Consider the following 26606-nt stretch of genomic DNA (forward strand, 5'->3'; position numbering starts at 1 on the left):
GCTAGGCACTCCCGCGCCGCGCCCGCGAGGTGGCGCGCCGCCGCCGTCCGCCTGGGCGAGCCCGCCGGGGTCGGCCGCCCGCGCTAGCCCACCTGCGCCAGCGAGAGCCGCCCCGCCCAGCGGCCGGCCAGCGCCTCGCGCGCGGCCGCGTGCTCCGGGCGGGCGAGGTCCGGGTCGCGCTCCACCAGGCCGAACGCCTCCTCGCGCGCCTCCTCCAGGATGGCCTCGTCGCGGTACAGGTCGGCGACGTCGAGCAGCTTCTGCCCGGACTGCCGGGTGCCGAGCAGCTCGCCGGGGCCGCGGATGCGCAGGTCCACCCGCGCGATCTCGAAGCCGTCCTGCGTCTCCTCCATGGCCCGCAGCCGCTCGCGCGCCTCGTCGCCGGCGCGCCGGAAGTGCGCGAGCAGCAGGCAGAAGCTCTTCGCCGCGCCGCGCCCCACCCTCCCCCGGAGCTGGTGGAGCTGCGACAGGCCGAAGCGCTCGGCGTGCTCGACGATCATGACGCTCGCGTTCGGCACGTCCACGCCCACCTCGATGACGGTGGTCGCCACCAGCACCTGGAGCTCGCCCGCGCGGAAGCGGTCCATGACCCGCTGCTTCTCCTCCGGCTTCATCCGCCCGTGCAGCAGCCCGATCTCGTGGCCCGGGAACACCTTCGCCAGCTCGGTCGCGCCGGTGGTCGCGTCGGCGAGGTCGGTCTTCTCCGACTCCTCCACCAGCGGGTAGACCACGTACACCTGGCGGCCCGCCTCCAGCTCGCCGCGCGCGAGCGCGTAGGCCGCCTTCCGCTGCGAGTCGCCGAACAGCCGCGTGGTCACCGGGGTGCGGCCCGGCGGCAGCTCGGAGATCTTGGACTGGTCGAGGTCGCCGTAGAACGCGAGGGCCAGCGTGCGGGGGATGGGCGTGGCGGTCATGACCAGCACGTCGGGCCGGCGCCCCTTGGAGATGAGCGAGGCCCGCTGCATCACGCCGAAGCGGTGCTGCTCGTCCACCACCACCAGGCCGAGCCGCTCGAACCCCACCGCCTGCTCCAGCAGCGCGTGCGTCCCCACCGCGATGCGCGCCCTGCCCTCCGCCACCGCCGCGCGCGCCTCGCGCTGCGCCTTGCCGCGCGCGCTCGCGCCCACCAGCGCCACCTCGACCCCGCGCCCCTCCAGCCAGCGCGACAGCGTGCGCGCGTGCTGCTCGGCCAGGATCTCGGTCGGCACCATCAGCGCCGCCTGCCAGCCCGACCGCACCGCCAGCATCATCGCGGCGAACGCGACCGCGGTCTTGCCGCTGCCCACGTCGCCCTGCAGCAGGCGGTTCATGGGCTCGGGCTCCGCCATGTCCCGGGCGATCTCCGCGAGCGCGCGCTCCTGGGCGCCGGTCAGCCGGAACGGCAGCGGCTCGACCGCGCGGGCCAGCGCCGCCGGCGAGGCGTCGAACGCGATCCCGGCCTCGGCGCGGACGCCGCGCCGCCGCATGGCGAGCGCGAGCTGCAGGAAGAACAGCTCCTCGAACACGAGCCGCCGGAACGCGGGGGTGACCCGCTCGGCCGCGCGGAGCGGGTCGGTGCCGGGCGGCGGGAAGTGCGCGTCGCGCAGCGCCTCGGCGCGGCCGGCGAGCGCCCGGCGGGCGCGGATCTCCGCCGGCACGTCGTCCACCGCCGCCGGCGCGAGCTCGTCCACCAGCCGCTTCATCAGCTTGCGGAGCGCGGGGTGCTGGTAGTCGGCGGGGCCCGGGTACACCGGCACGATCCGGCCGAAGTTCGCGGAGTCGCCGGCCTGGACCTTCTCCACCTCCGGCTGGCTCATCTGCCGCCGCGCGCCGAAGCCCTCGGTGACCTTGCCGGAGCAGAGCAGCGACTCGCCCGCCGCGAACTGCTTCAGCCGCCAGGGCGGCGGGTTGAAGAAGACGAGCTCCAGCGCCGAGCCGCCCTCCTGCACGCCCACCTTGAGCAGCGGCCGGCCGTTCCGCATCCGCTGGACGCGCACGTGGGCCACGGTCCCGAGCACCGTCGCCTCGTCCCCCACCCGCAGCTCGGAGATGCGGCGCAGCGCGGTGCGGTCCTGGTAGGCGCGCGGCCACAGCTCCAGGGCCGCCTCGACCGTCTCGCGCCCGCGCTCCTCCAGCAGCGCGCGCGGCGCCGGGTGGACCCGCGGCAGGTCGGCGAGGCGCGTGGCGAGGCGCCGGCGGCGGGCGGCGCGCTCCTCCGGCGTGCGCGCGTCGGGGAGCGGATGCCAGGGCGGATCGGGCGCGAGCGGCGGGCGCGGGGCGGCTTCCGCGACCGGCGGCGGGGCCTTTGCGGCCAGCGGCGGGGCCTTTGCGGCCAGCGGCGGGGCCTTTGCGGCGGGCGGCGGCGGGGCGCCCCCGGGCCGGGCCTCGGCCTCCACGCGCGCGGCGCGCGCGAGCGCGCGCAGCTCCTCGGGGACCGGGATGAGCGCGGCGAGGTCGGCGGCGATGCGCGCCAGCGCCTTGCGGCGGGCGGCGAGCGGGAGCGCGTCGAAGCCCTCCGCCTCCAGCTCCAGCCGGCGCAGCGCCGGGGAGTCGCCGGCCCCGGCCGCGCGGGCGCGCGCGACCGCGCCGTGCACCGTCTCGCCGAAGCCGGCGAGCCGGGACGCGCCGGCGAAGCCGTCCTTCACCGCGAACCGGAGCGGCGGCAGGAGCGCCTCGAGCGCACGGGCCGCCGCGGCGCCCGGGAGGTCTCCCTCCTGGCGCGGATCCGCCGGGCCGCCCTGCTTGCGCTCCACGGCGGCGAGGCTACCAGCCGGGTCCGACTACTCGGACTCCGTCGGCAGCTCCTCCTCCACGAACGCGATCGACTGGATCTCGTACTCCTTCTCGCCGCCGGGCGAGCGGACCACCACCGTGTCGCCCTCGCTGCGCCCGATGAGCGCGCGCGCGATCGGGCTGGTGACCGAGATCTTGCCCTGCTTCAGGTCGGCCTCCAGCTCGCCCACGATGCGGTACGTCACCTGGTCGCCCGACTCGGTGTCCTCGAGCGAGACGGTCGCGCCGAACACCACGCGGTCGCCGGCGTGCTTGGTGACGTCGATGACCTCGGCGCTGGCGATCCAGTGCTCCACCTGCGCGATGCGGCCCTCGATGTGGCTCTGCTTCTCCTTGGCCGCGTGGTACTCGGCGTTCTCGGAGAGATCCCCGTGCGCGCGCGCCTCCGCGATCTCCTTCACGATCTTGGGACGCTCGACGCTCTTGAGCCGCCTCAGCTCATCCTTCAGCCGGACGAGGCCGCCCTTGGTCATGGGGACGCGCTGCATCGTTTCACCTTCCCGAAAAACGAGGACGGCCGACCCCGGAGATGCCCGGAGCGGCCGCGTTCCTCTCCTTCACTAGAGCGCCGCGGAGGCCGTGTCAACGATCCAGCGGCCGCCCCCGGCCCCGCCGTCAGCCCCCGTGGTACTCCTGGATGGTGCGCACCGAGGGCGCGCCGCCCCGCGCGGCCTCCATGGCGCCGACCGCCGCGCGCGCGCCGGTGAGCGTCGTGAAGTACGGCAGCCCCTTCATCAGCGTCTCGCGCCGGATGGAGTAGCTGTCGGCGATCTCCTGCTTGCCGGCGGTGGTGTTCACCACGAAGTGCACGTCGCCGTCGATGATGCGGTCCACGATCGACGGCCGGCCCTCGTTCACCTTGCGCACGCGGGTGGTCTCGAGGCCGTGCCCGGCCAGGAACGCGGCGGTGCCGGTGGTCGCGAGCACCTCGAACCCGAGCTTCGCGAGCCGCCGGGCGATGTCCACCACCGCGGGCTTGTCGGCGTCGCGCACCGAGACGAACGCGCGCCGCCCCTCGCCGGTCGCCGGCAGCGCGTTGCCCGCGGCCGCCTGCGCCTTGAAGAACGCGCGGTAGAAGTCGTCGGAGACGCCCATCACCTCGCCGGTGGACTTCATCTCCGGGCCGAGGACGGTGTCCACCCCGCGGAAGCGCGCGAACGGGAACACCGCCTCCTTCACCGAGGTGTGCCGCGGCCGCCGCGCCGAGGACACGCCGGCCTCGGCCAGCGTCTTGCCCACCATGCAGAGCGCGCCCGCCTTCGCGAGCGGCAGGCCGGTGGCCTTGCCCACGAACGGCACGGTGCGGCTCGCGCGCGGGTTCACCTCGAGGACGTAGATGTCGTCGCCCTGGATGGCGAACTGCACGTTCATCAGGCCGACCACGCCCAGCTCGCGCGCCATCGCCACCGACTGGCGCTCGATCTCGGCCACGTGCTCGGGGCGCAGGCTGTACGGCGGGAGCGCGCAGGCGGAGTCGCCGGAGTGGATGCCGGCCTCCTCGATGTGCTCCATCACGCCGCCCACGGTGACGTCGCGGCCGTCCGAGACCACGTCCACGTCCACCTCGGCCGCGTCCTTGAGGAAGCGGTCGATGAGCACCGGGCGCTCGTTGGAGGCCTGCACCGCCTCGCGCAGGTAGGTCTCGAGGTCGCGGTCGTCGTAGACGACCTCCATGGCGCGGCCGCCCAGCACGTAGGACGGGCGGACCATGGCCGGGTAGCCGATGCGGTGCGCCACCGCGAACGCCTCGTCGGCGCTGCGCGCGACGCCGTTCCGCGGCTGCCGGAGCCCGAGCTTCTCGATGAGCGCGGCGAAGCGCTCGCGGTCCTCGGCGCGGTCGATGGCGTCCGGGGCGGTGCCGAAGATGGGCACGCCGAGCGCGTGGAGCGGCACCGCCAGCTTGAGCGGCGTCTGGCCGCCGTACTGGACGATGAGCCCCTTCGGCTTCTCGACGTGCACGATCTCGAGCACGTCCTCGAGCGTGAGCGGCTCGAAGTAGAGGCGATCGGAGGTGTCGTAGTCGGTCGAGACCGTCTCCGGGTTGCAGTTGACCATGATGGTCTCGAACCCGGCCTTGGACAGCGCGAACGACGCGTGCACGCAGCAGTAGTCGAACTCGATGCCCTGCCCGATGCGGTTCGGGCCGCCGCCCAGGATCATCACCTTGGGCCGGTCGGTCGGGGCCGCCTCGCACTCCTCCTCGTAGGTCGAGTAGAGGTAGGGCGTGTAGGCCTCGAACTCGGCCGCGCAGGTGTCCACGCGCTTGAACACCGGGCGGACGCCGAGCGCGTGGCGCGCCTCGCGGACCTCGGCCTCCTTGCGGCCGGCGAGCTGCGCGATGCGCTTGTCGGAGAAGCCCATCCGCTTCACCGCGCGGAACGCCTCGGCGGTGGCGGGGACGCCGCGGGCCAGCGTCCGCTCGGTGGCGACGAGCTCCTCCACCTCGCGCAGGAACCACGGGTCCACGTGGGTGATCCCGTGCACGTCGTCCACGCCGAGGCCGGCGCGGAAGCACTCCGCCAGCCAGAACAGCCGGTGCGCGCGCGGCACGCGCGCCTCGGCGCGGACCCGCTCCACCTCGTCCGGCGCGTAGGCGTCGCCCGGGCGCTTGCCGAGCGGCGACTCCAGGCCGCAGCGGTCGATCTCCAGGCCGCGGATGGCCTTCTGGAGCGACTCCTGGAAGGTCCGGCCGATGGCCATCACCTCGCCCACCGACTTCATCTGCGTGGTGAGCGTGTCGTCGGCGCCGCGGAACTTCTCGAAGGCGAAGCGCGGCACCTTCGTTACCACGTAGTCGATGGTCGGCTCGAAGGAGGCCGGCGTGTAGCGGGTGATGTCGTTCTTGATCTCGTCGAGCGTGTAGCCCACCGCGAGCTTCGCGGCGATCTTGGCGATGGGGAAGCCGGTGGCCTTGGACGCGAGCGCGGACGACCGCGACACGCGCGGGTTCATCTCGATGACCACCATGCGCCCGGTCTTCGGGTGCACGCCGAACTGGATGTTGGACCCGCCGGTCTCGACGCCGATCTCGCGGATGATGCGCAGGCCCGCCTCGCGCATCCGCTGGTACTCCTTGTCGGTGAGCGTCTGGGCCGGCGCGACCGTGATCGAGTCGCCCGTGTGCACGCCCATCGGGTCGAAGTTCTCGATCGAGCAGATGATGACGACGTTGTCCTTCCGGTCGCGCATCACCTCGAGCTCGTACTCCTTCCACCCGATGATCGACTCCTCGCAGAGGATCGTGTGCGTCGGGGAGAGCGTGAGCGCGCGCCGCGCCAGCGGCTCGAACTCCTCGAGGTTGTAGGCGACGCCGCCGCCCTCGCCGCCCATGGTGAAGCTCGGGCGGATGATGATGGGGAAGCCGATGTCGCGGGCGATGGCCCGCGCCTCCTCCCAGCTGGTGGCGTAGCCGCTCTTGGGCAGCTCCACCCCGACGCGCTCCATCGCCTCCTTGAACAGGAGCCGGTCCTCGGCCTTCTCGATGGCCTCGAGCGACGCGCCGATCAGCTCCACGCCGTGGCGCGCCAGCGCGCCGTTCCGGGCGAGCGCCACCGCCAGGTTGAGCGCCGTCTGGCCGCCCAGCGTCGGGAGCAGCACGTCCGGCTTCTCGCGCGCCAGGATCAGCTCGGCGGTCTCCGGGGTGATGGGCTCGACGTAGGTCCGGTCGGCGAACCCCGGGTCGGTCATGATGGTGGCCGGGTTGGAGTTGAGGAGCACGACCTCGTACCCCTCCTCCTTCAAGGCCTTGCACGCCTGGGTGCCCGAGTAGTCGAACTCGCAGGCCTGGCCGATGACGATCGGCCCGGAGCCCACGATCATGATCTTCTTGATGTCCGTGCGGCGCGGCATGGGCGCGGAACCTAGCACACACCGCCCCGCCGATGGGACCCCGCCGCGCGCTCCCGCGCACCCGTCCGGCCGCCCGCCCCCTCGACTCCGCCCCGCCTCGCGGCGGGGCTACGCTCGGGGTGAGCGGCCGCGTTCGGGCCCGCCTCCCGACCGCCTGTCAGGCGCCGTGGACGGCCTTCTCCCGGGCGGCCCGCGCCGCCTCCAGCAGCTTGCGCAGGCGCGGGAAGCGCTCGGCCATCGCCGCGACCATCGGCGCCGGGAAGGCGACCGCCGTGACCGCGGTGCGCGCCACCAGGGCGGCCGGGCGACCGCCGCCGAGCACCCGCCCCTCGCCGAAGCAGGCGCCGCGCTCGAGCTGGCCCAGCGCCTCGCCGCCGGCGAGCACCTCGGCCCGCCCGTCCATCAGCAGGTAGAAGCCGTCGTCGTCCTCGGCCGAGACGGTCTCGCCGGCCGCGGCGTCCACCGCGCGGGCGAGCTGGACGAGATCGCGGAGCGCGTCCGGGTCGAGCGACCGGAACAGCAGGCTCGACTCGACGAAGGCGGTGGTCGCGAGGTCTCCCCACACCTCCCGAGGCGCGTCCATGGCCGGCAGGCTAGCACACGCTCCCTCGTTCGGCGGGTGGAGATTCCGGCGCCGTGACCCCCGAAAGCACGACGCCCCGCGCGGCCCGGTGGGCCGGCGGGGCGCCATCCGGCGGGCTGCCCGGGGCGGGCTGCCCGGGCGCTACTTCAGGCTCTTCGCCATCTCCGCGATGCGGTCGCAGCCCTTGTCGATCTGCTCCATCGAGGTGGCGAACGACAGGCGCATGTAGCCGGGCGCGCCGAAGGCGGAGCCCGGGACCGCGGCGACGAGGTGCTTCTCGAGGAGCAGGTCGATGAGCTTGTCGTCGGTGCCGAGCGGCGCGCTCGCGCCGGGGGCGGTCCGCTTCAGCAGCTCGCCGACGTACGGGAACGCGTAGAACGCGCCGCCCGGATCGAAGCAGCGGACGCCGTCGATGGCGTTCAGGCGCGCCACGATGTGCTTGCGCCGCTCGTCGAACGTCTTGCGCATCTTCTCCACCTCGTCGTCCACGCCCGGCTGCGTGAGCGCGGCGAGCGCGGCCTTCTGCGCGATCGAGGTCGGGTTGGAGGTGGAGTTGTCCTGCAGCTTCTGCATGGCCGAGATGAGCGCCTGCGGGCCGGCCGTCCAGCCGATGCGCCACCCGGTCATGGAGAAGGTCTTGGAGGCGCCGTTCACGAGCGCCACCTGGCCCTGCAGCGACGGGTCGAGGTCGAGGACGTTCTCGAACTTCCCGCGGTAGACGAGCTTGTCGTAGATGTCGTCGGAGACGACCAGGATGTCGGTGCCCTTCACGCAGGAGATCACCGTCTCGAGCGTGCGGCGGGAGAGCATCGCGCCGGTCGGGTTCGACGGGCTGTTCACGATCACGGCGCGCGTCTTCGGGCCGATCGCCTTGCGGATCTGCTCCGGCGCCGGGTCGAACCCGGTGTCCATGGTGGTCTCGACCAGCACGGGCACGCCGCCCGCCACCCGGACCATGTCGGCGTAGGAGACCCAGTACGGCGTGAAGATGACGACCTCGTCGCCGTCGTTCAGCAGCGCCTGGAACAGGTTGTAGAGCGCGTGCTTGCCGCCGCACGAGACCAGCACCTCGCTCGCCTTGTAGCCGAGCTTGTGCTCCTCGCGGATGCGCGCCGAGATGGCCTCGCGCAGCTCCGGGATGCCGTTCGTGGGCGTGTACTTCGTGAAGCCGGCGTCGATCGCCTTCTTCGCCGCGTCCTTGATCATCGACGGCGTGTCGAAGTCCGGCTCGCCGGCGCCGAACCCGACCACGTCGATGCCCTTCGACTTCATCTCCCGCGCCTTCGCGGTGATGGCCAGGGTGGGCGACGGCTTGACCACGTCCAGCCGCTTCGCGAGCTTCATGGTTCCGTTCCCTCGGAGAGAAGGTGACCGCCGCCGAGCGTCCGCGGCGTGAAAAAAAGGGAAACGAGAATACCAGAACGGGTGCTCACCGCCAGGGGCGTCCTGCGCGGCCGGCGGCCTTCCCCCGGGGGCGGCGGGCGCCGCGGATCAGCTGCGCGGCGGGCGGCCCAGCTTGCGCTGGAGCGCCTCGAGCACGTTCGGCGGCACCAGCCCCTCGACGTTGCCGCCGAACTGCGCCACCTCTCGGACCAGCCGCGCCGAGACGAAGAAGTAGTCCTCGCCGGTCATCACGAAGACCGACTCGAACTCCGGCAGCAGCTTCTTGTTCATGTTCGCGAGCTGGAACTCGTACTCGAAGTCCGAGACCGCCCGCAGCCCGCGCAGCACCTTCGGGATGCCGCGCGTCCGCGCGTAGTCCACCATCAGGCCGTCGAAGGAGTCCACCTCGACGCGCGGATCGTTGCCCACCGCCTCGCGGATGAGCGCCTTGCGCTCGTCCACCGTGAACATCGGCGACTTCTGCGGGTTGTTCGCGACCGCGACGACGAGCCGGTCGAACAGGTTCAGCCCGCGCTGGATGATCGCGAGGTGACCGTTGGTGAGCGGGTCGAACGAGCCAGGGTAGATGGCGGCGCGGTTCATGAGGGGTGCGCAGTATCGCTCAGTCGCGCTGGTAGATCGAGATTCCCGTGCCCCCGTACGTGCGCCGATCCGCCAGCGAGAGTGGACCGATCCGGTCCACGGGCGGGCGGCGGGCGTCGTGCTCGGCGACCGCCCGTCCGCCCGGCGCGAGCAGCGCCCCCAGCGCCGCCAGCGCCGCGTCCGGCCCCTCCGCGTAGGGCGGATCGACGAACGCCAGCGCGAACCGCCCCGGCGCGAGCCGCGCCAGCGCCTCCGGCACCCGCCCGCGCACCACCTCGACGCGGTCGGCCCAGCCGCAGGTCTCCGCGTTGCGTCGCAGCAGCTCCGCGGTGGGGCGATCCGCCTCGACGCACACGGCGCGCGCGCAGCCGCGCGAGAGCGCCTCGAGCGCCAGGGCGCCGGTGCCCGCGTAGAGGTCGAGCACGTCGCCGCCGTCGAAGAACTGGCCGAGCAGGTTGAAGACCGCGCCCCGGACCTTGTCGCTGGTGGGCCGCGTCCCCTGCCCCTTCGGCACGGCCAGCCGCCGGCCGCGCGCGGTCCCGGCGATGATGCGCGTCACGCGCGGTCCTCGGCGAGCCGCGCCTCCAGCGCCCGCGCCAGCCCCCGCGCGCTGCCTGCCGCCCCCAGCCGCTCGAGGAAGTCCATCACCTCGACGTAGACGCGGGCCTCGCGCCGGTCGGCCTCGTCGGCCCCGCCGCCGAGCGGCGCCCGCGCGCGCGCCGCGGCCGCGCCCCCGTCCTCGCAGGCCTTCACCGGCGAACCGGCGAGCAGCCCGAGCAGCGGGCGGGACACCGGCCCCCGGCGCACGATGGGCACGCCGGCGAGCGCCGCCGAGAGCCGCGCCAGCGCGGCCACCTGGGCGCGCGCGTCCTCCGGGCCCGCCGGCGCCGGACAGCGCACGCTCGCGACGTCGGGCGGGGCGCCGCGCGCCGCGAGCGCCTCGAACAGCACCGCCGCCTGCCGCGCCGCGGGGACGCCCGGGTCGATCGGCACCACGCAGTCCACGCACACCCCGCGCTCCAGCGCCCCCGCGGCCACCTCGGCGAGCACGCGGGCGCGCTCCTCCGCGGCGACCCCGGACGCGTCGAGGGCCAGGTGCGTGAGCCCCGCGTCCACCAGGCGCCACGCCTCCTGGCAGGCGCGGTCCACCTGCATGGCGGCCTCGCCCTCCACCTGCACCTCGGCGGAGAGGAAGATGGGCAGGCCGGCCGCGACCTCGTCGGCGGCCGCGGCCACGGTCGCGAACCAGGGCTCCGGCGCGACGCCCGACGGGAGCGCCAGGCCCAGCGCGCTCCCCAGCTCCTTCGCCGCCACCAGGGCGGCGCGCGCCACCGCCGCGGACGGCGCGGCCACGAGCGGGAGCGCCGTCCCCAGCTCCACCGCCGGGCCCATCAGCTCGCGGAGCGACAGCGGGCAGGCGCCGCTGTGGGGCGGCAGCCGGCCGAGCACGCCGGGCGGACGGAACGCGAGGATCCGCGTGAGCACGCAGGGTTCATAGCACGCGAGCGACCGGCCGGCGGGCCGCGGACGGCACGTCCGCTTGACGGGACGTTCCTCCGTTAACTAGGATGCCGTTTCCGTTATGACGGACATCCATCCAATCACGGTGCGCCGCCCCCTCGCCCACCTCGACTGGCTCGAGGCCGAGGCGATCCACGTGCTGCGCGAGGTCGCGGGGCAGTGCGCGAACCCCGCGCTGCTGTTCTCCGGCGGCAAGGACTCCATCTGCCTGCTGCGGCTGGCCGAGAAGGCGTTCCGCCCGGCGCGCTTCCCCTTCCCGCTGCTGCATGTCGACACCGGCCACAACTACCCCGAGGTGATCGCGTTCCGGGATCGCCGGGCCGCCGAGCTCGGGGAGCGGCTGGTGGTGCGCTCGGTGGAGGACTCGATCCGCGAGGGCAAGGTGGTGCTGGCGCGGCCCGACGAGCCGCGCAACCGGCACCAGTCGGTCACGCTGCTCGACGCGATCGCCGAGCACGGGTTCGACGCCTGCATCGGCGGCGCGCGCCGGGACGAGGAGAAGGCCCGGGCCAAGGAGCGGGTGTTCTCCTTCCGCGACGACCTCGGCCAGTGGGATCCCAAGCACCAGCGGCCGGAGCTGTGGAGCCTCTACAACGCGCGGATCCGCGAGGGCGAGCACATCCGCGCCTTCCCCATCTCCAACTGGACCGAGCTCGACGTGTGGCAGTACATCGCGCGCGAGCGGCTGGAGCTGCCGTCCATCTACTTCGCGCACCGCCGCCCGGTCGTGCGCCGGGGCGGCGCGCTCGTCCCGGTGACCGACCTCACCCCGCCGCGGCCCGGCGAGCGCGTCGAGGTGATCTCGGTCCGCTTCCGCACCGTCGGCGACATCACCTGCACCGCGCCGGTCGAGTCCACCGCCGCGACGGTGGAGGAGATCGTGGCCGAGACCGCCACCGCCACCGTGACCGAGCGCGGAGCGACGCGCCTCGACGACCAGACCTCGGACGCCTCGATGGAGCAGCGCAAGAAGGAGGGCTACTTCTAGTGTCCACCGCCACCACCATCGCGGCCGTCACCGCGAGCGACCCCGCCCCAGCCCCGGCCGCGTGCCGCGAGGACGGGCTGCTGCGCTTCCTGACCTGCGGGAGCGTGGACGACGGCAAGAGCACGCTCATCGGCCGCCTGCTGCACGACACGCGCTCGATCCTGGCGGACGCGCTCCACGCCATCGAGCGCACCTCGCGCCGCCGTGGCCTCGAGGCGGTGGACCTGTCGCTGCTCACCGACGGCCTGCAGGCGGAGCGCGAGCAGGGCATCACCATCGACGTCGCGTACCGCTACTTCTCGACGGGGTCGCGCAAGTACATCATCGCCGACGCGCCCGGCCACGAGCAGTACACGCGCAACATGGTGACCGCGGCGTCCACCGCCCACCTCGCGCTGGTCCTGGTGGACGCGCGCAAGGGCGTGGTCACGCAGACGCGCCGCCACGCGGTCATCGCGCACCTGGTGGGCATCCCGCACCTCGTGTTCGTGGTGAACAAGCTCGACCTGGTCGGCTGGTCCGAGGAGGCGTTCGCGCGCATCGAGGCGGACGCCCGCGACTTCGCCGCCCGGCTCGGCATCCCCGACGTCCGCTTCGTGCCCATCTCGGCGCTGCACGGCGACATGGTGGTGGAGCGCGGCGCGAGCCTCGGCTGGTACCGCGGCCCGACGCTGCTCGAGCTGCTGGAGCGGGCGCCCGCGGCGCACTCCGCGCCCGGCGAGCGGTTCCGCTTCCCGGTGCAGTGGGTCTGCCGGCCGCACACGCGCGAGCACCACGACTTCCGCGGCTTCGCGGGCCGGGTCGAGTCCGGCGCGGTGGCGGTGGGAGACGCGGTGCAGGTGCTCCCCTCCGGCCGCACCACCCGCGTGAAGGAGATCCGGCTCGGCGAGGAGCGCCTGGCCTCGGCGGGCGCCGAGCAGTCCGTGATGCTCACGCTCGAGGACGAGGTGGACGTGTCGCGCGGCGACCTGCTGGTCCACCCCGGCGAAGGGCCGCCGCCCACGCGCACCGTGGACGCGCTGGTGTGCTGGCTGTCCGAGCGGCCGCTTCCCCGGCGCGGCGCTACCTGGTCCGCCACACCACCCGCGAGACGCGGGCGCAGGCGAGCGAGATCGCCTGGCGGCTCGATCTCGCCGCGCTGGAGCGGGTGCCGGCGGACGGGCTCGCCATGAACGACATCGGCCGGGTGACGCTCCGCCTCGCGCAGCCGCTGGCCGCGGACCGGTACGCCGACGCCCGCCCCACCGGCGCGTTCGTGGTGATCGACGAGGCGACCAACGACACCGTGGGCGCGGGGATGATCCAGTGAGCGGGGCGATCGCGGAGGAGCTGGCGGCGCTTGCGGCGCGCCACGAGGGCGGCGAGCCGGAGGAGATCCTGGCCGCTGCGGCCGAGCGGTTCCCCGGGCGCGTCGCGCTCGCGTGCAGCTTCGGCGCCGAGGACTGCCTGCTGGTGGACGCGGTCGGGCGCGCGCGGCTGCCCGTCGGGATCTTCACCCTCGACACCGGGTTCCTGTTCGCGGAGACGTACGCGCTGTGGAGCCGGCTCGAGGAGCGCCACGGGGTGCGGATCCGCGCGGTGCAGGGCCAGGCGCCCGCCGTGGTCCGGCCCGGCGAGCCGCCGCCGTGGGAGCGGGATCCGGACGCCTGCTGCGACGCTCGCAAGGTTCGCCCGCTGCGGGCGGCGCTGGCCGCGCTCGGCCCCTCCGGCGCCTGGGTCACCGGCATCCGCCGCGACCAGACCCCCGACCGTGCCGGCGCGCGCGTGTTCGAGTGGGACCCGCGCTTCGGCCTCGCCAAGGTGAACCCGCTCGTCGCCTGGACCTCGGAGGACGTGTGGCGCCGCCTCCGCCGGCTGGGCGTCCCCACCAACCCGCTGCACGAGCAGGGCTACCCGTCGATCGGCTGCGCCCCCTGCACCAGCCCGGTCCGGCCCGGCGAGGACCCGCGCGCCGGCCGCTGGCGCGGGCGCGAGAAGATCGAGTGCGGGCTGCACCGCCTCGCGCCCGGCGGGGAGCGCCGATGAGCGCCTCGGCCGCGACGGCGGTGGCGGGCCGCGCGCGCCGGGTGCTGCCCGGGTTCGGGCTCTCCACCGGCCTCACCGTCGCCTGGCTCTCGGCGGTGGTGCTGGTCCCGCTCTCCACCCTGGCGCTGCGCGCGTCCACGCTCTCCTGGGCGCAGGCCTGGGCGGTGGTCGCCTCGCCGCGCGCGCTCGCCTCGTACCGGCTGAGCTTCGGCGCCTCGCTCGCGGGCGCCGCGGTCAACGTGGTCTTCGGCGTGCTGGTGGCGTGGGTGCTGGCGCGGTACCGCTTCCCCGGCCGCTCGCTGGTGGACGCGGTGGTGGACCTGCCGTTCGCGCTGCCCACCGCCGTGAGCGGCATCGCGCTCACGGCGGTCTACGCCCGGAACGGCTGGCTGGGGGCGGTCCTGGAGCCGCTCGGCGTGAAGGCCACGTTCTCGCCGCTGGGCGTCACGCTGGCGCTCACCTTCATCGGCCTGCCGTTCGTGATCCGCACCGTCCAGCCGGTGCTGGAGGACCTCGATCCCGAGCTGGAGGAGGCGGCCGCCACGCTGGGCGCGGGCCGCTGGGCCACGTTCCGCCGGGTGATCCTCCCCGCGCTGGTGCCCGCCGCCGTCACCGGCTTCGCGCTCGCGTTCGCGCGCGGCCTCGGCGAGTACGGCTCGGTGGTGTTCATCTCGGGGAACATGCCGCTGCGGACGGAGATCGCGCCGCTGCTCATCATGACCCGCCTCGAGCAGTACGATTACGCGGGCGCTGCGGCCATCGCCTGCGTGCTGCTGGCCGCCTCGTTCGCGCTGCTCCTCGGCATCAACCGCCTGCAGGCCTGGACGCGGGCGCGCACGGGGAAGGAATGAGCGCGCGCACCGCCACCGAGGATCCGGCCTGGGTGCGGTGGGCGCTCGTCGGGCTCGCGCTCGCGTTCGTGGCCGCGCTCGTGCTGGTCCCCGCCGCGGCCGTGCTCTGGGAGGCGGTGCGCGGCGGCGCCGAGCTCTGGTGGCGCGCGGTGGCCGACCCCGACGCCCGCGCCGCCATCCGCCTGACGCTGCTCGTGGCGGCCGTCGCGGTGCCGCTCAACACCGCGTTCGGCGTCGCCGCGGCCTGGTCGCTCACGCGGTTCCGCTTCCGGGGCAAGAGCCTCCTCGTCTCGCTGGTGGACCTGCCCTTCGGCGTCTCGCCGGTCATCTCGGGGATGGTCACGGTGCTGCTGTTCGGCGCCCAGGGCTGGCTCGGCCCGTGGCTCGACGCGCACGGCCTGAAGGTCGTGTTCGCGGTCCCGGGGATCGTCCTCGCCACGGTGTTCGTGACGTTCCCGTTCGTCGCCCGCGAGCTCATCCCGTTCATGGAGTCGCAAGGCGTCGAGGAGGAGGAGGCGGCGCTCGTGCTCGGCGCGAGCGGCTGGCAGATCCTCACGCGCGTCACGCTGCCGAACGTGAAGTGGAGCCTGCTCTACGGGGTGATCCTGTGCAACGCCCGCGCGATGGGCGAGTTCGGCGCCGTCTCGGTGGTCTCCGGCCACGTCCGCGGGGTGACCAACACCATCCCGCTCCACGTCGAGATCCTCTACAACGAGTACGCCTTCCGCGCCTCCTTCGCGGTCGCGTCGCTCCTGTTCCTCGTCGCGCTGGTCACGCTCGTCGCCAAGAAGGCGCTCGAGTGGAAGCAGCGGTCTGCGCGGGCCACGGCCCGCCGGAGCCACGCATGAGCATCCAGATCACCGGCCTCTCGAAGTCGTTCGACGCGAACCCCGTCCTCCGCGACGTGAACCTGGAGATCCCCGAGGGCGAGCTGGTCGCGCTGCTCGGCCCGTCCGGCTGCGGCAAGACCACGCTGCTGCGCATCCTGGCCGGCCTCGAGTCGCCGGATGCCGGCGAGGTGCGCCACGCCGGCGAGGACGTCGGCGCGCGCTCGGCCCGCGAGCGCAACGTGGGGCTCGTGTTCCAGCACTACGCCTTGTTCCGCCACATGACCGTCGCCGAGAACGTCGGCTTCGCGCTGCGCGTTCGCAAGCGGCCGCGGGCCGAGGTGACGACGCGGGTGGACGAGCTGCTCGCGCTGGTCCAGCTCGACGGGCTCCGCGAGCGCTACCCGCACCAGCTCTCCGGCGGCCAGCGGCAGCGCGTGGCGCTGGCTCGCGCGCTCGCCACCGCCCCGCGGATCCTGCTCCTCGACGAGCCGTTCGGCGCGCTCGACGCGCGCGTGCGGCAGGAGCTGCGCCGCTGGCTGCGCCGGCTCCACGACGAGCTGCACGTGACCAGCGTCTTCGTCACCCACGACCAGGAGGAGGCCTTCGAGGTCTCGGACCGGGTGGTGCTCATGAACGCGGGGCGCGTCGAGCAGGTGGGCACCCCGGCGCAGGTGTTCGAGGAGCCGGCCAGCCCGTTCGTCATGCGCTTCCTGGGCGCGGTGAACGTGTTCCAGGGCCGGGTGGACGGCAACCGCACCTGGGTGAACGACCTCGAGTTCGCGGCGCCCGGCACCTCCGGCGGCGCCGGCGCCGTCCGCAAGAGCGCGCACGTCTACGTCCGCCCCACGAGCTGGAGGTCCACCGCGCGGCGGTGCCCGGCAGCTTCGAGGCGCGGGTGGTCCGGCTGGTCCCGCTCGGCGCCGCGGTCCGCGTGGAGCTGAGCGCGCCCGGCTTCGGCAAGGCGGTGGAGGTCGAGCTGGACGTCCGCAAGGGCGAGGCGCTCGGCCTGCAGCCCGGCGAAGCGGTGCACCTGTCGCCCCGGCGCGCGCGCGTCTTCGCGGCGCCGGACGGCGAGGCGGACAGCCTCACCGCGAGCGCGCTGTAGGCGCCCGCCGGCGACCGCGACCGGCGCAGGCGGGCCCTCCCGCCCCCGCGCGCCGACGCCCGGCGGACGCAAGAAGCCCCCGGCGCCAGGGACGCCGGGGGCTCCCCCCTTCGCCTCCCCGCCGCCGGCTAGAAGATGACCTGCGCGAACGCGGTGGCCCGGTTGCCGGTGCGCACCGGCCGGTCCGACTGGTCGATCTCGTAGTTGAAGATGAGCCGCGCGTTCACCGGGACGACGTCGGCGTAGGCGCCGACGGTGTACCGCTCGTTCAGGTTGTTGCCGGTGCCGCGATCGCGGTCGTAGCGCTCGGCGCGGAAGATGGGGCCGACGTTCCAGGGGCTCTTGCCGTACAGCCCGGCGTACCAGCCGCGGGCCGTCACGTCGCGGCGGGTGAAGTCCTGGGTGCCGGCGTGGACCTGCAGGTCGCGCTCGGACTGGATCAGCTCCGCCGCGACGAACAGCCAGGGCGAGTCGAGCGTGGCGTCGGCGCCGTAGGTCTGGAACCAGAAGTAGGTGTCGTCGTTGGTGGTGGTGACCGCGCCGCCGTTCACCGCCCCGGCCCCGTCGAACCGCCCGTTCGTCCCGGTGGAGGAGACCTGGTGCCCGTAGCCGTACGAGCCGCCCACCCGCAGCGCCGCCGGCCCGAGCTTCGCGCTCGCGCCGCCGCGCGCCCAAACGTTCTTCTCGTCGAGGTCGTCCTTCTTGTTCGGGCCGGCGCCGTTCACGAGCGACGCCGCCACCTCGACCCCCACGCCGCCCCCTACCGCCCACTTGCCGTTGACGCCGACGCCGAGGTCGCGCGAGTCCGGCCCGCGCGCCAGGCTGGCCACGGCGTAGGAGCTGTTCACCCAGAGGAGCTTCGTGTCGCTCTCCGGCTGTTCGTAGCCGAACGGGGTCTTCCACTGGCCGAAGCGGAGCTCGAGGCCGGGCAGCCAGGCGAGCTTCTTCAGCGCGCCGTAGGCGTCCTTGAGCGAGCTGTCGGCGCCGTCCCACAGCACGGCGTAACCGACCTGCGGGAGCAGGTCACCGCGGGCGCCGATGCGGGCGCGGCGCAGCTCGAAGCTGGACGTGTCCTTCGCCGGGGACGGCGCGTCGGTGCGGGAGTACTGGATGTTCAGGAAGCCCCAGAACGTGGGGCCGGACGCCGGCTTCGCGGCCGGCTTCGGGGCCTCGGCGGACGGCTTGGGGGCCTCCGCCGCGGGCGCGGACGAGGCCGCGGGCTGCTCGGGAGCCTGCTGCTGGGCCGCCGCCGGCGCCGCGACGGCGGCGGCGAGGGCGAGGGCGGGGATCAGGATGCGTGCGTTCATGGCGTTCCTTCTACGGTGTACGTGCGTGGTCGGGGGCGGACGCTCAGGTCCCGGGGACGTAGATCTGGTCGAAGGTGCCGCCGTCGGCGAAGTGCGTCGCCTGGGCCCTCTGCCAGCCGCCAAACACCTCGTCCACGGTCACGAGCTTCACCTTGGGGAAACGGGCGGCGTGGCGCGCGGCCACATCCGGATCGCGCGGCCGGTAGAAGTTGCTCGCCGCGATCTCCTGGCCCTCCGGCGTGTAGAGGAACCGGAGGTACGCATCCGCCACCGCGCGCGTGCCGTGGCGATCGACGTAGCGGTCCACCAACGCGATGGGCGGCTCGGCCAGGATGCTGGTGCGTGGGACCACGATCTCGAACTGGCCCTTGCCGAGCTGCTCGACCGCCAGGAAGGCCTCGTTCTCCCAGGCGAGCAGCACGTCGCCGATGCCGCGCTCGACGAACGTGGTGGTCGAGCCGCGCGCGCCCGAGTCGAGCACCGGTACGTTGCGGAACAGCGCCTTCACGAACGCCTTCGCGCTCGCCTCGCTCCCGCCCGGCTTGCGGAGCGCGTGCGCCCAGGCCGCGAGGTAGTTCCAGCGCGCGCCGCCCGAGGTCTTCGGGTTGGGTGTGATCACCTGGACGCCCGGCTTCACCAGGTCGTCCCAGTCGGCGAGGTGCTTCGGGTTCCCCTTGCGGACGAGGAACACGATGGTGGACGTGTACGGCGAGGCGTTCTGCGGCAGGCGCTGCTGCCAGCCCGGCGCGACCAGCCCGGCCTTGGCCACCGCGTCCACGTCGTAGGCGAGCGCCAGCGTCACCACGTCCGCCTCGAGCCCGTCGATGACGGCGCGCGCCTGCTTGCCGGAGCCGCCGTGGGACTGCTTCACCTCCAGGTCCTGGCCGGTCTGCGCCTTCCACTGCGCCGCGAACGCCCGGTTCACCGCCTCGTACAGCTCGCGGGTCGGGTCGTAAGAGACGTTGAGGAGCTTCACCTCCGCCGCGCGCACCGGCGCGGCGGCCGCGACCAGCGCGGCGATGGCGAGCGCGGCGACGAGCCGGCCCGGCTGCTTCACACGATGAGACATGGCCCTTCCTCCCTGGCGACGCGATGGCGTCGCGTCCGTTTTAACGGATGTTCATCCTAGGGAGCGGGCATCATCCGGTCAAGCGGACATACGTCCGTTCGCGCGGCGCAGGGCCGCGGAGCGCGAAAGGAAGGCGGCGCGGGGGACGCGGATCAGTGCCGGTGCACGTCGTCCACGTGCGCGTACTCGGCCGACTCGATCTGCAGCGTGGTGTGGACGATCCCGTAGCGGCGGCGCAGGTCGCTCTTCACCGCGGTGAGGATCTCGTCGTTGCGGCCCATGCTCCCCGCCTCCACCACCAGGTGGGCGGAGAGCGAGAGCATGCCGCTCGAGATGGTCCAGATGTGCAGGTCGTGCACGGCGACCACGCCCGGGCAGCACTCCATCTGCGCGCCGATCGCCCCCGCGTCGAGGTGCGCGGGCACGCTCTCCATCAGGATGTCGGTGATCTCGAGGATCAGCCGCACCGCGCCCCAGAGGATGAGGAGCGCGATGGCGAGCGAGAGCACCGGGTCGATCCAGCGGAGGTCCGGGCGGATGCCCATCACCACCGCGCCGGCCAGGATCGCCACCGAGGAGATGGTGTCGGAGAGGACGTGCAGGAACGCAGAGCGCGCGTTGAGCGAGTGCTCGCCGTGCAGGAACCAGAGGATGGCGAGGTTCGCAGCCAGGCCGACGCCGGCCACGAACGCCATGAGCTCGAGCCGGATGGGCGGGCCCGGGTCGCGCAGCCGCTGGACCGCCTCCCAGGCGATCCAGACCGAGAGCACCACCAGCGCGCCCACGTTGAGCTGCGCCCCGAGCACCTCGGCGCGGCGGTAGCCGAAGGTGCGCTTGTCGTCGGCGGGCCGGGTGGAGAGCCAGGCGGCGACGAGCGCGAGGCCGAGCGCGCCCGCGTCGGTGAGCATGTGCCCGGCGTCGGAGACGAGCGCCAGGGAGCCGGACATCCAGCCGCCCACCGCCTCGGCGACCATGATCGCGGCGGTGAGCCCGAGCGAGATGCCGAGGCGCCGCAGGCTCGTCCCCGCCCCGTGCGCGCCGTGCTGGTGCGCCCGCTCGTGGTCGGCGTGGTGGAGGCCGCACGCGCCGTGCTGCTCGCCCGGCCACTCCCGGGCCCCTCCCGGCCCGGTCGTGGCCGAGGGCTCGTGCGCTCCGTGGACGTGCGGGTGGCCGTGCGACATTCCGCTTGAACCTCCGGGCCGTGCAGTCTACGCCATGCTCCATGGACGCGCACGCGCGGGCGGCGTGGCAAGGCCCCGCCGCATCGCGCGCGGACGCGCCCGCCGCCGAGGCCACGCACGGGGAGCCGATGGAACGCACCGATGCACAGGAGGCCGTCGCCCGGGACGGGACCCGCCTCCACTGGACCAACCACGGCGCCGGCGAGCCCGCGGTGGTGCTGACCGACGGCATCGGCTGCGCCGGGTACGTGTGGCGGGCGCTCGAGCCCGCGCTCGCCGCCCGCCACCGGACCATCCACTGGAACTACCGCGGCCACGGCCGGAGCGCCGCGCCCGCCGACCCGGCCCGGGTCGGCCTCGAGGACTGCGTGGACGACCTGCTGGCGGTGCTCGACGCCGCCGGCGAGCGCTCCGCCGTGATCGCCGGCCACTCCATGGGCGTGCAGGTGGCGCTCGAGCTGCACCGGCGCGCGCCCGGGCGCGTCCGGGCGCTGGTGCTCGTGTGCGGCGCGCCCGGCCGGCCCATCGACACGTTCCACGACTCGCCCGTGCTCCGGATCGCGTTCCCGTTCGCGCGGGCGCTGGTGGAGCGGTTCCCCGAGGCGGTGCGGACCGGGTTCCGGGTGCTCCTCCCGAGCGAGCTCGCCATGCAGTACGCGCTGCAGTTCGAGGTGGACCGCACGCGCGTCGAGCGCGCCGACCTCACGCGCTACTTCGACGACCTCTCGCGCGTGGAGCCCACGCTGTTCGTGCGCATGCTCGCCTCCGCCGCCGAGCACGACTGCCTCCCCCACCTCCACGAGGTGGACGTTCCGACGCTCGTCGTCGCCGGCGAGCGCGACTCGTTCACGCCGCTCCGCCTCTCCGAGCGCATGCACGCGGAGATCCCCGGCAGCGAGCTGCTCATCGTGCCCGGCGGCACGCACGTCGCGCCGCTGGAGGCGCCCGACCTGGTGGCGGAGCGCGTGCTCGGCTTCCTCGAGGCGCGCGTGCCGCGGCCCCGCGCCCGCAAGCGCCGCCCGCCCGCCGCGAAGCCCGGCCGCCCCGCCGCCAGGCGCCGCCGTCCCGCCGGCCGGCGCCCCGAGTGACCGCCCCCGCGCCCCGCGACGCCCGCCCGGCGGGCCGCGCTCCCCGGCGCCGCGCGCCCCGCGCCGCGCTCGGCCTCCGCGTCGCGCGCTCCACGGCCGCTCGGCTCGCCCTGGCCTGCGCCGCCGCGCTCGCGCTCGTGCCCGCCGCCGCGCGCGCCCAGCTCTACGATCCGGCCTTCCGCTGGCGGACGATCGAGACCCCGCACTTCCGCGTCCACCACCACCAGGGCGAGGAGGAGCTCGCGCAGGAGGTGGCCCGCGCCGCCGAGCGCGCGCACGCGATCCTCTCGCCCGTGCTCGGCTTCGCGCCGCGCGAGCGCACCGAGCTCGTCCTCTCCGACGACACCGACGACGCGAACGGCCTCGCCACGCCGCTGCCGTACGACACCATCCGGCTCTACGCCGTCCCGCCGCCCGGGCTCTCCGAGCTGAACGACTACCGGGACTGGGTCTCCAGCCTGGTGTTCCACGAGTACGTCCACATCCTGCACCTCGACCACGTGGGCGGGCTCCCCGCGCTCGCGAACGCCGTGTTCGGCAAGCTGTTCGTCCCGAACGGCCTCACGCCGGGCTGGATGGCCGAGGGGCTCGCGGTGCTGCACGAGGCCGACGGCGAGGCCGTGCCCGGCGCCGGACGCAACGCCAGCGCCATCCACGACATGTACGCGCGGACGCTCGCGCTCGACGGCCCGTTCCCGCGGCTCGACCAGATCTCGAACCCCATGCTCGAGTGGCCGCTCGGCACCGCGCCGTACCTGCTCGGCGGGCGCTTCATGGCGTTCCTGCGGGCCCGGTACGGCGACGCCGCCATCGCCGCGTTCGTCGCCGACCAGGGCTCGCAGGTGTGGCCCTACGCGCCGAGCTGGGCCGGCGCGCGCGCGTTCGGCGGGCGGGACTTCCCGTCGCTGTGGGCCGAGTACGCCGCGGAGGAGCGGCGCCACGCCGAGGCGGTGCGCGCCCGGGTCCACGAGCGGCCCGTGACCGCGCCCACGCGGCTCACGCGCGCCGGCGGCCGGGTGGAGACGCCGCGCTGGTCGCCCGACGGGAGCTTCCTCGCGTACCAAAAGCGCGACCTCGACCGCCGGCCCGGCACCTACCTCGTGACCCCCGGCGGCGCCGACCTCGGCCGCGCGATCACCGTGGACGCGAACGGCGCGCTCTCGCTCGCCTCGCCGCGGGAGGCGGTGGTGGCGATCGGCGAGGTGTGGCGGCTGCACCGGACCTACGACGATCTGTGGGCGGTGGACCTCGCGCGCGGCGCACGGCGCCGGCTCACCGACGGCGAGCGCGCCGGCGATCCCGCCGTCGTGCCCGGCGGCGGGGCGGTGGTCTACGTGCGGCACGAGGCCGGCGGGCGGATGGCGCTGGTGCGCCGGACGCTGCCGCCCGCGCCCATGGTCCCGGCCGATATGACGCTGCGTGAACTCCGCGCCGAGCTGGAGACCCCGCCGCCCGCGCAGGTCGAGGTGCTGTTCGCCCGCCCCGGCGCCCAGGTGTACGCGCCCGCGCCGTCGCCCGACGGCCGCCGGATCGCGTTCGAGCTGCAGGAGAGCGGCCGGCGCGACCTCGCGCTGTGGGAGGACGGCGCCGTCCGGCGCGTCACCGACGACGACGCGCTCGACACCGGGCCCACCTGGACGCCCGACGGCCGGTACCTGCTCTTCGCGTCCGACCGCGGCGGCGTCTACGACCTGTACGCGTGGGAGGCCGCCACCGGCCAGGTCCGGCAGGTGACCAACGTCGAGACCGGCGCGTTCCAGCCCGCCGTGTCGCCCGACGGGCGGACCGTCGCGTTCGTCACGTTCGGCCGCGACGGCTACGACGTCGCGACCGTCCCGTTCGACCCCGCCACCTGGCTCGAGCCGACGCCCGCGCCCCCCGCGCCCGCGCTCACCACCGGGGCCCAGGCCGAGGCCCAGGCCGCGTCCCAGGCCGCGCCCGAGCCCCTGCCCTCGCGGCCCTACCGCGCGCTCGAGACGGTAGGGCCGCGGTGGTGGCTGCCGCTGTGGGGCAGCGACGGCGCCGGGAGCATCTACGGCGCCATGACCGGCGGCACCGACGTGCTCGCGCGGCACGCGTGGGCGCTGCAGGCGTGGTGGAGCGAGGGCGGGCGCGAGCCCGGGTACGCGTTCTCGTACCAGGGCGGCTGGTCGTGGCCCACGCTCGACCTGTCCTCGGTGCGGTACTTCGACTCCGCGCCCGGCGGGCGAGGCGTCGAGTCGGTGTGGACGCCCGTCGCCGCCGGGCTCGGCTTCTCGTTCCCCGGGCTCGGCGAGACGCTCAGCTTCCGGCTCGGCTGGGCCGGGACGTCGTACGACGTGCTCGGCGAGACGCGCCGCGCGCCCACCTCGGACTGGCTCGAGTGGCGAGACGGGTACCTCTCCGAGGCGTCGTTCCGCGCCGTGTACAGCGACGCGCGCCGGTACGTGCGCTCCATCTCGCCCGAGGAGGGCCGGACCGTGGCGCTGTCGGTGCGCGCCGCCGACCCCACCATCGGCAGCGACTTCGGCCTCACCCGGGCGCGGCTCGGCGTCTCGCAGTACCTGCGCGTCCCCGGGACCCGGCACACCGTGCTCGCGCTCCGGCTCGCCGGCGGCGTCGCCGAGGGGTCCATCGGCGGGCGGGCGCCGTACGAGCTCGGCGGCACCGCGACCGTGGATCCCGTGGCCGTGGTGATGCAGACCGCCGGCGTCGCCCCCGACCAGCTCCGCGGCTACCCCTACGGCTGGCTCGCCGGCAGCGCGTTCGCGCTCGGGAACCTCGAGCTGCGCTTCCCCCTGCTCGCGCCCGTGCGCGGGTACTCCACCTGGCCCGTGTTCCTGCGGCGGGTGCACGGCACCGTGTTCGTGGACGCCGGCGACGCGTTCGACCTCCCCGGCGAGCTGCCCTTCGCCGGCCACACGTTCTCGTGGAGGGAGCTGCGGTTCGCCGCCGGCGCCGAGCTCCGCGCCGAGCTGGTGCTCGGGTACTGGCTGCGGACCGACCTGCGCCTCGGCCTCGCCCGCGGGTTCGGCCGCGTGCTCGACGGTCAGTGGAGCGAGCCCGGCGTGGACCCCGTCACCGCGTACGTGACGGTGGGCGAGTCGTTCTAGGCGGGCCCGGATCCCCCGTCCACACCAGCCCGTGCGGCGCCCTCCCGCGCACGCGCAGGAAGCCGCCGTGGATCGCGACGAGGTGGTGCGGCAGGCAGAGCGAGGCGAGGTTCCAGGGTTCGTCCGGTCCGCCCCGCGCGCGCTGCCAGACGTGGTGCGCGTGGTCCGCCGCGCGGGTGCACCCCGGGACCAGGCAGCGCCCGCCGTCGCGTTCCAGGACCCGCCGGGCCAGCGTCCGCCGGCCGCGCAGCAACGGTTTCCAGGTGTCGATGAAGTGCCGCGCGATGATCCCCAGGCACTCGCCGTCCCGGACCCGCCTCCCCGCGGCGAGGCGGGCGGCGCCCAGCGCCGCGTCGAGCAGCTGCACCACCCCCGCGGGCAGCCGGGCCTTCCACGCGCGGCGTGAACACATCTGCGCGTCCTCCGCCGCCTCCGCCTCGCGCCGGAGCGCCGCGCAGGGCGTCGTCTCCGCCCGCGCGATCCACGCCTCGACCGTGTCCTCGTCGGCGGCCGCCGCCACCACGACCGCCTTGCCGTAGGAGACCCGCCCCTCCGCCAGCGCCGCGCGGAGCGGCGGCAGCGAGTAGAGGCGGCGCTCGAGCGCGATGCGCTGCTCGATGGCGCGGAGCGACATGCCCAGGCGCTCGGCGCAGTAGTGGCCGAAGGAGGCGAAGCCCGCCTCGCGCCAGAGCCCCAGCGAGCGCATGAGCAGGCCCAGGTGGCCCACCAGCGCGTCCCAGCGCGTGCGCATCGCCGCGAGCTCGCACAGCCGCGCGTCGAGGGCGTGCACGTCGCCCGGCGCGAGCCCGCGCACCGGATCCGGGGCCGGGAGCGGGTCGAGCCGCTCGAGGTAGCTCCAGCGCTCCGTCTCCTGTTCGAGGGCGAGCCGGGCCGCGTCCCACCACTCGCTGCCCCGGCCCCACGGCGCGCCCTCCAGCGCTGCCGCCGCCGCGTCCGGGTCGAGGTCCTCGAGCCGGAGCCGCTCCGGCTCCGGGTGCGTGGAGAGGTACTCCTGGCAGAGCGCCTCGAGGCGCTGCCACGGCGGCGCCGTCGCGCCCAGCGCCGCGCCCGCCAGCGAGAGCGCCTCGCGCAGCGCGGCGCGGTCCGGGTCGGAGATCTCGAGCTCGACCGGCACCAGCGGCTCGGTCGGCGCTTCCGCGCCCGCCGTCACGCCGTCGCGGCCCGACTCCTCCCGCACCGCCGCCGCGAGCGCCCGGACCGTCTCGACCCGCGCCCGCGCCACCCAGCGCGCCTCGTCCGGCCCCCGGGCGACGCCCAGCACGACCTGCGCCTTGCGCAGCGTCACCTCGCCCGCGCGCACCGCCGCGTCGAGCTGCGGGCGCTCGTCCAGGCCCGCCGAGAGCCGCGCCAGCCGGCGGGAGGTGGACTCCGGGAGACCCAGCCGCTCGCGCGCGTAGTCGCCCAGGCTCGAGTAGCCCAGGCGAAGCGGACCGCCGCCCCTCTCGAACGCGCGCAGCCCCCGGCCCAGGGCGACGTCCAGCGCCCCCGCGCCCCGGGCCACCCGGGCCAGCAGCCCGTCGATCAGCTCCGCCGCCTCCGGACGCAGGACGAACCGCCGGGTGGACGGCGTCGGCACCTCCAGCTCCCACGCCCGCGCCGCGAGCGCCTCCAGCCCGGCCGAGCCGTCAAGCGGCTGGATTTGCTGGAGAACGATCGCGTCCACGCCACGAGGCGTACCACGCGCCTCTGACACTCGGAGCGAAGGCGCGGAGGTCGCGGATGGGTCAGGCCGTGCGCGGCGTCCGGATGGCCCGGACGATGCGGAACGGCGCCGAGACGAGTGTGCGGGCGAGCTGCCAGGTGTCGCGGACCAGGTCGGAGAGGATGTCGGAGAGCGCCTCCTCGTGGATCTCCTCCAGGCGCTCCCGCTCGGCCGTCTCGGCCCGCTCGATCGCGTCCTCGGCCGCCAGCTGCTCGACCCGATCCCGCTCCGCCTCCCGGGCCTCCCGCGACTGGGCCGCCGCGTCGCCCACGAAGCGCTTGCCCGGTGCGGAACGCCGCACCTCCGCGCGCTGCTGCGCCAGCGCCTGCTTCGCCGCCCCCGGCCGATTCTTCACCGCCATGGACGGAAGCTAGGCGCGCCCCCGCCCCCGCGCGACCGCCCGCGGCCCAGGCCTGCGAGCCCTTGCGGCCCGCCGTGGGCGATGCTAGAAAACGCGCGCTTCAGCAGGGCCGCCGACATAGCTCAGCTGGTAGAGCAGCTGATTCGTAATCAGCAGGTCCCCAGTTCAAGTCTGGGTGTCGGCTCTCAGAAACCGAAATTGTTGCGGGCGCTTGGGACTAACCCGGGCGCCCGCTTCCTCTTCGAGCGAGGCCCCGGCCGGATCCCGCAGTAGCC

The 26606-nt window shown here is 74.7% G+C and carries 23 protein-coding genes and 1 tRNA gene; 11 read left to right on the top strand and 13 right to left on the bottom strand.

Going from position 1 to position 26606, the window contains the following annotated elements; all coding sequences use genetic code 11:
* Nucleotides 1-83: 83 nt before the first annotated feature.
* The 8 genes from recG to ACOQFB_RS10635 form a co-directional block, all read right to left on the bottom strand.
* A complete protein-coding gene (recG, locus tag ACOQFB_RS10600; protein ID WP_421610818.1) occupies nt 84-2732 on the bottom strand; it encodes an ATP-dependent DNA helicase RecG in 2649 nt (882 codons plus the stop codon).
* Between the two features lie 27 nt (nt 2733-2759).
* Nucleotides 2760-3260 carry a transcription elongation factor GreA gene (gene greA, locus ACOQFB_RS10605; protein WP_059437135.1) on the bottom strand — a complete coding sequence of 167 codons (501 nt, stop codon included), beginning with the start codon at nt 3258-3260 and terminating at the stop codon, nt 2760-2762.
* 127 nt (nt 3261-3387) lie between these two features.
* Nucleotides 3388-6621, bottom strand: coding sequence for a carbamoyl-phosphate synthase large subunit (gene carB / locus ACOQFB_RS10610; protein WP_059437134.1), 3234 nt, complete (start codon nt 6619-6621; stop codon nt 3388-3390).
* 157 nt (nt 6622-6778) lie between these two features.
* Complete coding sequence (locus tag ACOQFB_RS10615) at nt 6779-7204, bottom strand: cyclic nucleotide-binding domain-containing protein (protein ID WP_059437133.1); 426 nt, start codon at nt 7202-7204, stop codon at nt 6779-6781.
* Nucleotides 7205-7345: 141 nt separating this feature from the next.
* Nucleotides 7346-8548, bottom strand: coding sequence for a pyridoxal phosphate-dependent aminotransferase (locus ACOQFB_RS10620; RefSeq protein WP_421610817.1), 1203 nt, complete (start codon nt 8546-8548; stop codon nt 7346-7348).
* A 147-nt stretch (nt 8549-8695) separates the two neighbouring features.
* Nucleotides 8696-9190: a pantetheine-phosphate adenylyltransferase gene (coaD, locus tag ACOQFB_RS10625; protein WP_059437131.1), complete on the bottom strand. Its 495-nt coding sequence runs from the start codon at nt 9188-9190 to the stop codon at nt 8696-8698.
* Nucleotides 9191-9209: 19 nt separating this feature from the next.
* Nucleotides 9210-9749, bottom strand: a complete 540-nt coding sequence (gene rsmD, locus ACOQFB_RS10630) for a 16S rRNA (guanine(966)-N(2))-methyltransferase RsmD (RefSeq protein WP_421610816.1) — start codon at nt 9747-9749, stop codon at nt 9210-9212.
* Complete coding sequence (locus ACOQFB_RS10635) at nt 9746-10675, bottom strand: hypothetical protein (protein WP_059437130.1); 930 nt, start codon at nt 10673-10675, stop codon at nt 9746-9748. The genes rsmD and ACOQFB_RS10635 overlap by 4 nt, the downstream gene beginning before the upstream one ends.
* A gap of 97 nt (nt 10676-10772) precedes the next feature.
* Here ACOQFB_RS10635 and cysD point away from each other — a divergent pair, with 97 nt between their 5' ends.
* Genes cysD through ACOQFB_RS10675 form a run of 8 tightly spaced genes read left to right on the top strand, consistent with a single transcriptional unit; the run spans nt 10773 to nt 16510 of the window.
* Nucleotides 10773-11699, top strand: coding sequence for a sulfate adenylyltransferase subunit CysD (gene cysD / locus ACOQFB_RS10640; protein ID WP_421610815.1), 927 nt, complete (start codon nt 10773-10775; stop codon nt 11697-11699).
* Nucleotides 11699-12871 carry a GTP-binding protein gene (locus ACOQFB_RS10645; RefSeq protein WP_494492562.1) on the top strand — a complete coding sequence of 391 codons (1173 nt, stop codon included), beginning with the start codon at nt 11699-11701 and terminating at the stop codon, nt 12869-12871. Before cysD ends, ACOQFB_RS10645 begins: the two co-directional genes overlap by 1 nt.
* Nucleotides 12766-13008, top strand: coding sequence for an elongation factor 1-alpha C-terminal domain-related protein (locus ACOQFB_RS10650; RefSeq protein WP_494492581.1), 243 nt, complete (start codon nt 12766-12768; stop codon nt 13006-13008). Before ACOQFB_RS10645 ends, ACOQFB_RS10650 begins: the two co-directional genes overlap by 106 nt.
* The gene (locus ACOQFB_RS10655; RefSeq protein ID WP_059437128.1) at nt 13005-13724 is read left to right on the top strand and encodes a phosphoadenylyl-sulfate reductase; all 720 of its coding nucleotides are present in this window, start codon (nt 13005-13007) and stop codon (nt 13722-13724) included. The genes ACOQFB_RS10650 and ACOQFB_RS10655 overlap by 4 nt, the downstream gene beginning before the upstream one ends.
* Entirely contained in the window at nt 13721-14575 is an 855-nt protein-coding gene (gene cysT, locus ACOQFB_RS10660; RefSeq protein WP_193388345.1) for a sulfate ABC transporter permease subunit CysT, read from the top strand. The genes ACOQFB_RS10655 and cysT overlap by 4 nt, the downstream gene beginning before the upstream one ends.
* Entirely contained in the window at nt 14572-15423 is an 852-nt protein-coding gene (gene cysW / locus ACOQFB_RS10665; RefSeq protein WP_421610813.1) for a sulfate ABC transporter permease subunit CysW, read from the top strand. Before cysT ends, cysW begins: the two co-directional genes overlap by 4 nt.
* Nucleotides 15420-16346 (top strand): sulfate ABC transporter ATP-binding protein, encoded by a 927-nt coding sequence (locus tag ACOQFB_RS10670; protein ID WP_494492563.1) that lies wholly within the window; start codon nt 15420-15422, stop codon nt 16344-16346. Before cysW ends, ACOQFB_RS10670 begins: the two co-directional genes overlap by 4 nt.
* Entirely contained in the window at nt 16277-16510 is a 234-nt protein-coding gene (locus tag ACOQFB_RS10675) for a TOBE-like domain-containing protein (protein WP_494492564.1), read from the top strand. Before ACOQFB_RS10670 ends, ACOQFB_RS10675 begins: the two co-directional genes overlap by 70 nt.
* A gap of 128 nt (nt 16511-16638) precedes the next feature.
* On the opposite strand, the gene ACOQFB_RS10680 is transcribed toward ACOQFB_RS10675, so the two are convergent.
* The 3 genes from ACOQFB_RS10680 to ACOQFB_RS10690 form a co-directional block, all read right to left on the bottom strand.
* A complete protein-coding gene (locus ACOQFB_RS10680; protein WP_421610811.1) occupies nt 16639-17817 on the bottom strand; it encodes a porin in 1179 nt (392 codons plus the stop codon).
* 43 nt (nt 17818-17860) lie between these two features.
* Nucleotides 17861-18886, bottom strand: a complete 1026-nt coding sequence (locus tag ACOQFB_RS10685) for a sulfate ABC transporter substrate-binding protein (RefSeq protein WP_421610810.1) — start codon at nt 18884-18886, stop codon at nt 17861-17863.
* 152 nt (nt 18887-19038) lie between these two features.
* Entirely contained in the window at nt 19039-20067 is a 1029-nt protein-coding gene (locus ACOQFB_RS10690; RefSeq protein ID WP_421610809.1) for a cation diffusion facilitator family transporter, read from the bottom strand.
* A gap of 128 nt (nt 20068-20195) precedes the next feature.
* On the opposite strand from ACOQFB_RS10690, the gene ACOQFB_RS10695 reads away from it, so the two are divergent.
* Both ACOQFB_RS10695 and ACOQFB_RS10700 read left to right on the top strand, forming a co-directional pair.
* Nucleotides 20196-21155, top strand: coding sequence for an alpha/beta fold hydrolase (locus ACOQFB_RS10695; RefSeq protein ID WP_421610808.1), 960 nt, complete (start codon nt 20196-20198; stop codon nt 21153-21155).
* Nucleotides 21152-24247: a BamA/TamA family outer membrane protein gene (locus tag ACOQFB_RS10700; RefSeq protein ID WP_494492565.1), complete on the top strand. Its 3096-nt coding sequence runs from the start codon at nt 21152-21154 to the stop codon at nt 24245-24247. The genes ACOQFB_RS10695 and ACOQFB_RS10700 overlap by 4 nt, the downstream gene beginning before the upstream one ends.
* On the opposite strand, the gene ACOQFB_RS10705 is transcribed toward ACOQFB_RS10700, so the two are convergent.
* A complete protein-coding gene (locus tag ACOQFB_RS10705) occupies nt 24213-25931 on the bottom strand; it encodes an HNH endonuclease (protein ID WP_421610245.1) in 1719 nt (572 codons plus the stop codon). The genes ACOQFB_RS10700 and ACOQFB_RS10705 overlap by 35 nt on opposite strands.
* A 61-nt stretch (nt 25932-25992) precedes the next feature.
* On the bottom strand, nt 25993-26331 hold the full coding sequence (locus tag ACOQFB_RS10710; RefSeq protein WP_421610246.1) for a translation initiation factor IF-2: 339 nt from the start codon (nt 26329-26331) through the stop codon (nt 25993-25995).
* A 111-nt stretch (nt 26332-26442) separates the two neighbouring features.
* On the opposite strand from ACOQFB_RS10710, the gene ACOQFB_RS10715 reads away from it, so the two are divergent.
* Nucleotides 26443-26515, top strand: a tRNA-Thr gene (locus ACOQFB_RS10715).
* The last annotated feature ends 91 nt before the right edge of the window (nt 26516-26606 follow it).

Source organism: Anaeromyxobacter sp. Red801 (assembly GCF_049201065.2).
Classification (GTDB): Bacteria; Myxococcota; Myxococcia; order Myxococcales; family Anaeromyxobacteraceae; genus Anaeromyxobacter.

Excerpts from the sequence above, each read along its gene's own strand:
- cysT (WP_193388345.1), top strand. The coding sequence starts at position 13,721 with ATGAGCGCCTCGGCCGCGACGGCGGTGGCGGGCCGCGCGCGCCGGGTG.
- ACOQFB_RS10695 (WP_421610808.1), top strand. The coding sequence starts at position 20,196 with ATGGAACGCACCGATGCACAGGAGGCCGTCGCCCGGGACGGGACCCGC.
- cysW (WP_421610813.1), top strand. The coding sequence starts at position 14,572 with ATGAGCGCGCGCACCGCCACCGAGGATCCGGCCTGGGTGCGGTGGGCG.
- carB (WP_059437134.1), bottom strand. The coding sequence starts at position 6,621 with ATGCCGCGCCGCACGGACATCAAGAAGATCATGATCGTGGGCTCCGGG.
- greA (WP_059437135.1), bottom strand. The coding sequence starts at position 3,260 with ATGCAGCGCGTCCCCATGACCAAGGGCGGCCTCGTCCGGCTGAAGGAT.
- coaD (WP_059437131.1), bottom strand. The coding sequence starts at position 9,190 with ATGAACCGCGCCGCCATCTACCCTGGCTCGTTCGACCCGCTCACCAAC.
- ACOQFB_RS10690 (WP_421610809.1), bottom strand. The coding sequence starts at position 20,067 with ATGTCGCACGGCCACCCGCACGTCCACGGAGCGCACGAGCCCTCGGCC.
- ACOQFB_RS10685 (WP_421610810.1), bottom strand. The coding sequence starts at position 18,886 with ATGTCTCATCGTGTGAAGCAGCCGGGCCGGCTCGTCGCCGCGCTCGCC.
- ACOQFB_RS10615 (WP_059437133.1), bottom strand. The coding sequence starts at position 7,204 with ATGGACGCGCCTCGGGAGGTGTGGGGAGACCTCGCGACCACCGCCTTC.
- cysD (WP_421610815.1), top strand. The coding sequence starts at position 10,773 with ATGACGGACATCCATCCAATCACGGTGCGCCGCCCCCTCGCCCACCTC.
- ACOQFB_RS10710 (WP_421610246.1), bottom strand. The coding sequence starts at position 26,331 with ATGGCGGTGAAGAATCGGCCGGGGGCGGCGAAGCAGGCGCTGGCGCAG.
- ACOQFB_RS10620 (WP_421610817.1), bottom strand. The coding sequence starts at position 8,548 with ATGAAGCTCGCGAAGCGGCTGGACGTGGTCAAGCCGTCGCCCACCCTG.
- ACOQFB_RS10680 (WP_421610811.1), bottom strand. The coding sequence starts at position 17,817 with ATGAACGCACGCATCCTGATCCCCGCCCTCGCCCTCGCCGCCGCCGTC.
- ACOQFB_RS10670 (WP_494492563.1), top strand. The coding sequence starts at position 15,420 with ATGAGCATCCAGATCACCGGCCTCTCGAAGTCGTTCGACGCGAACCCC.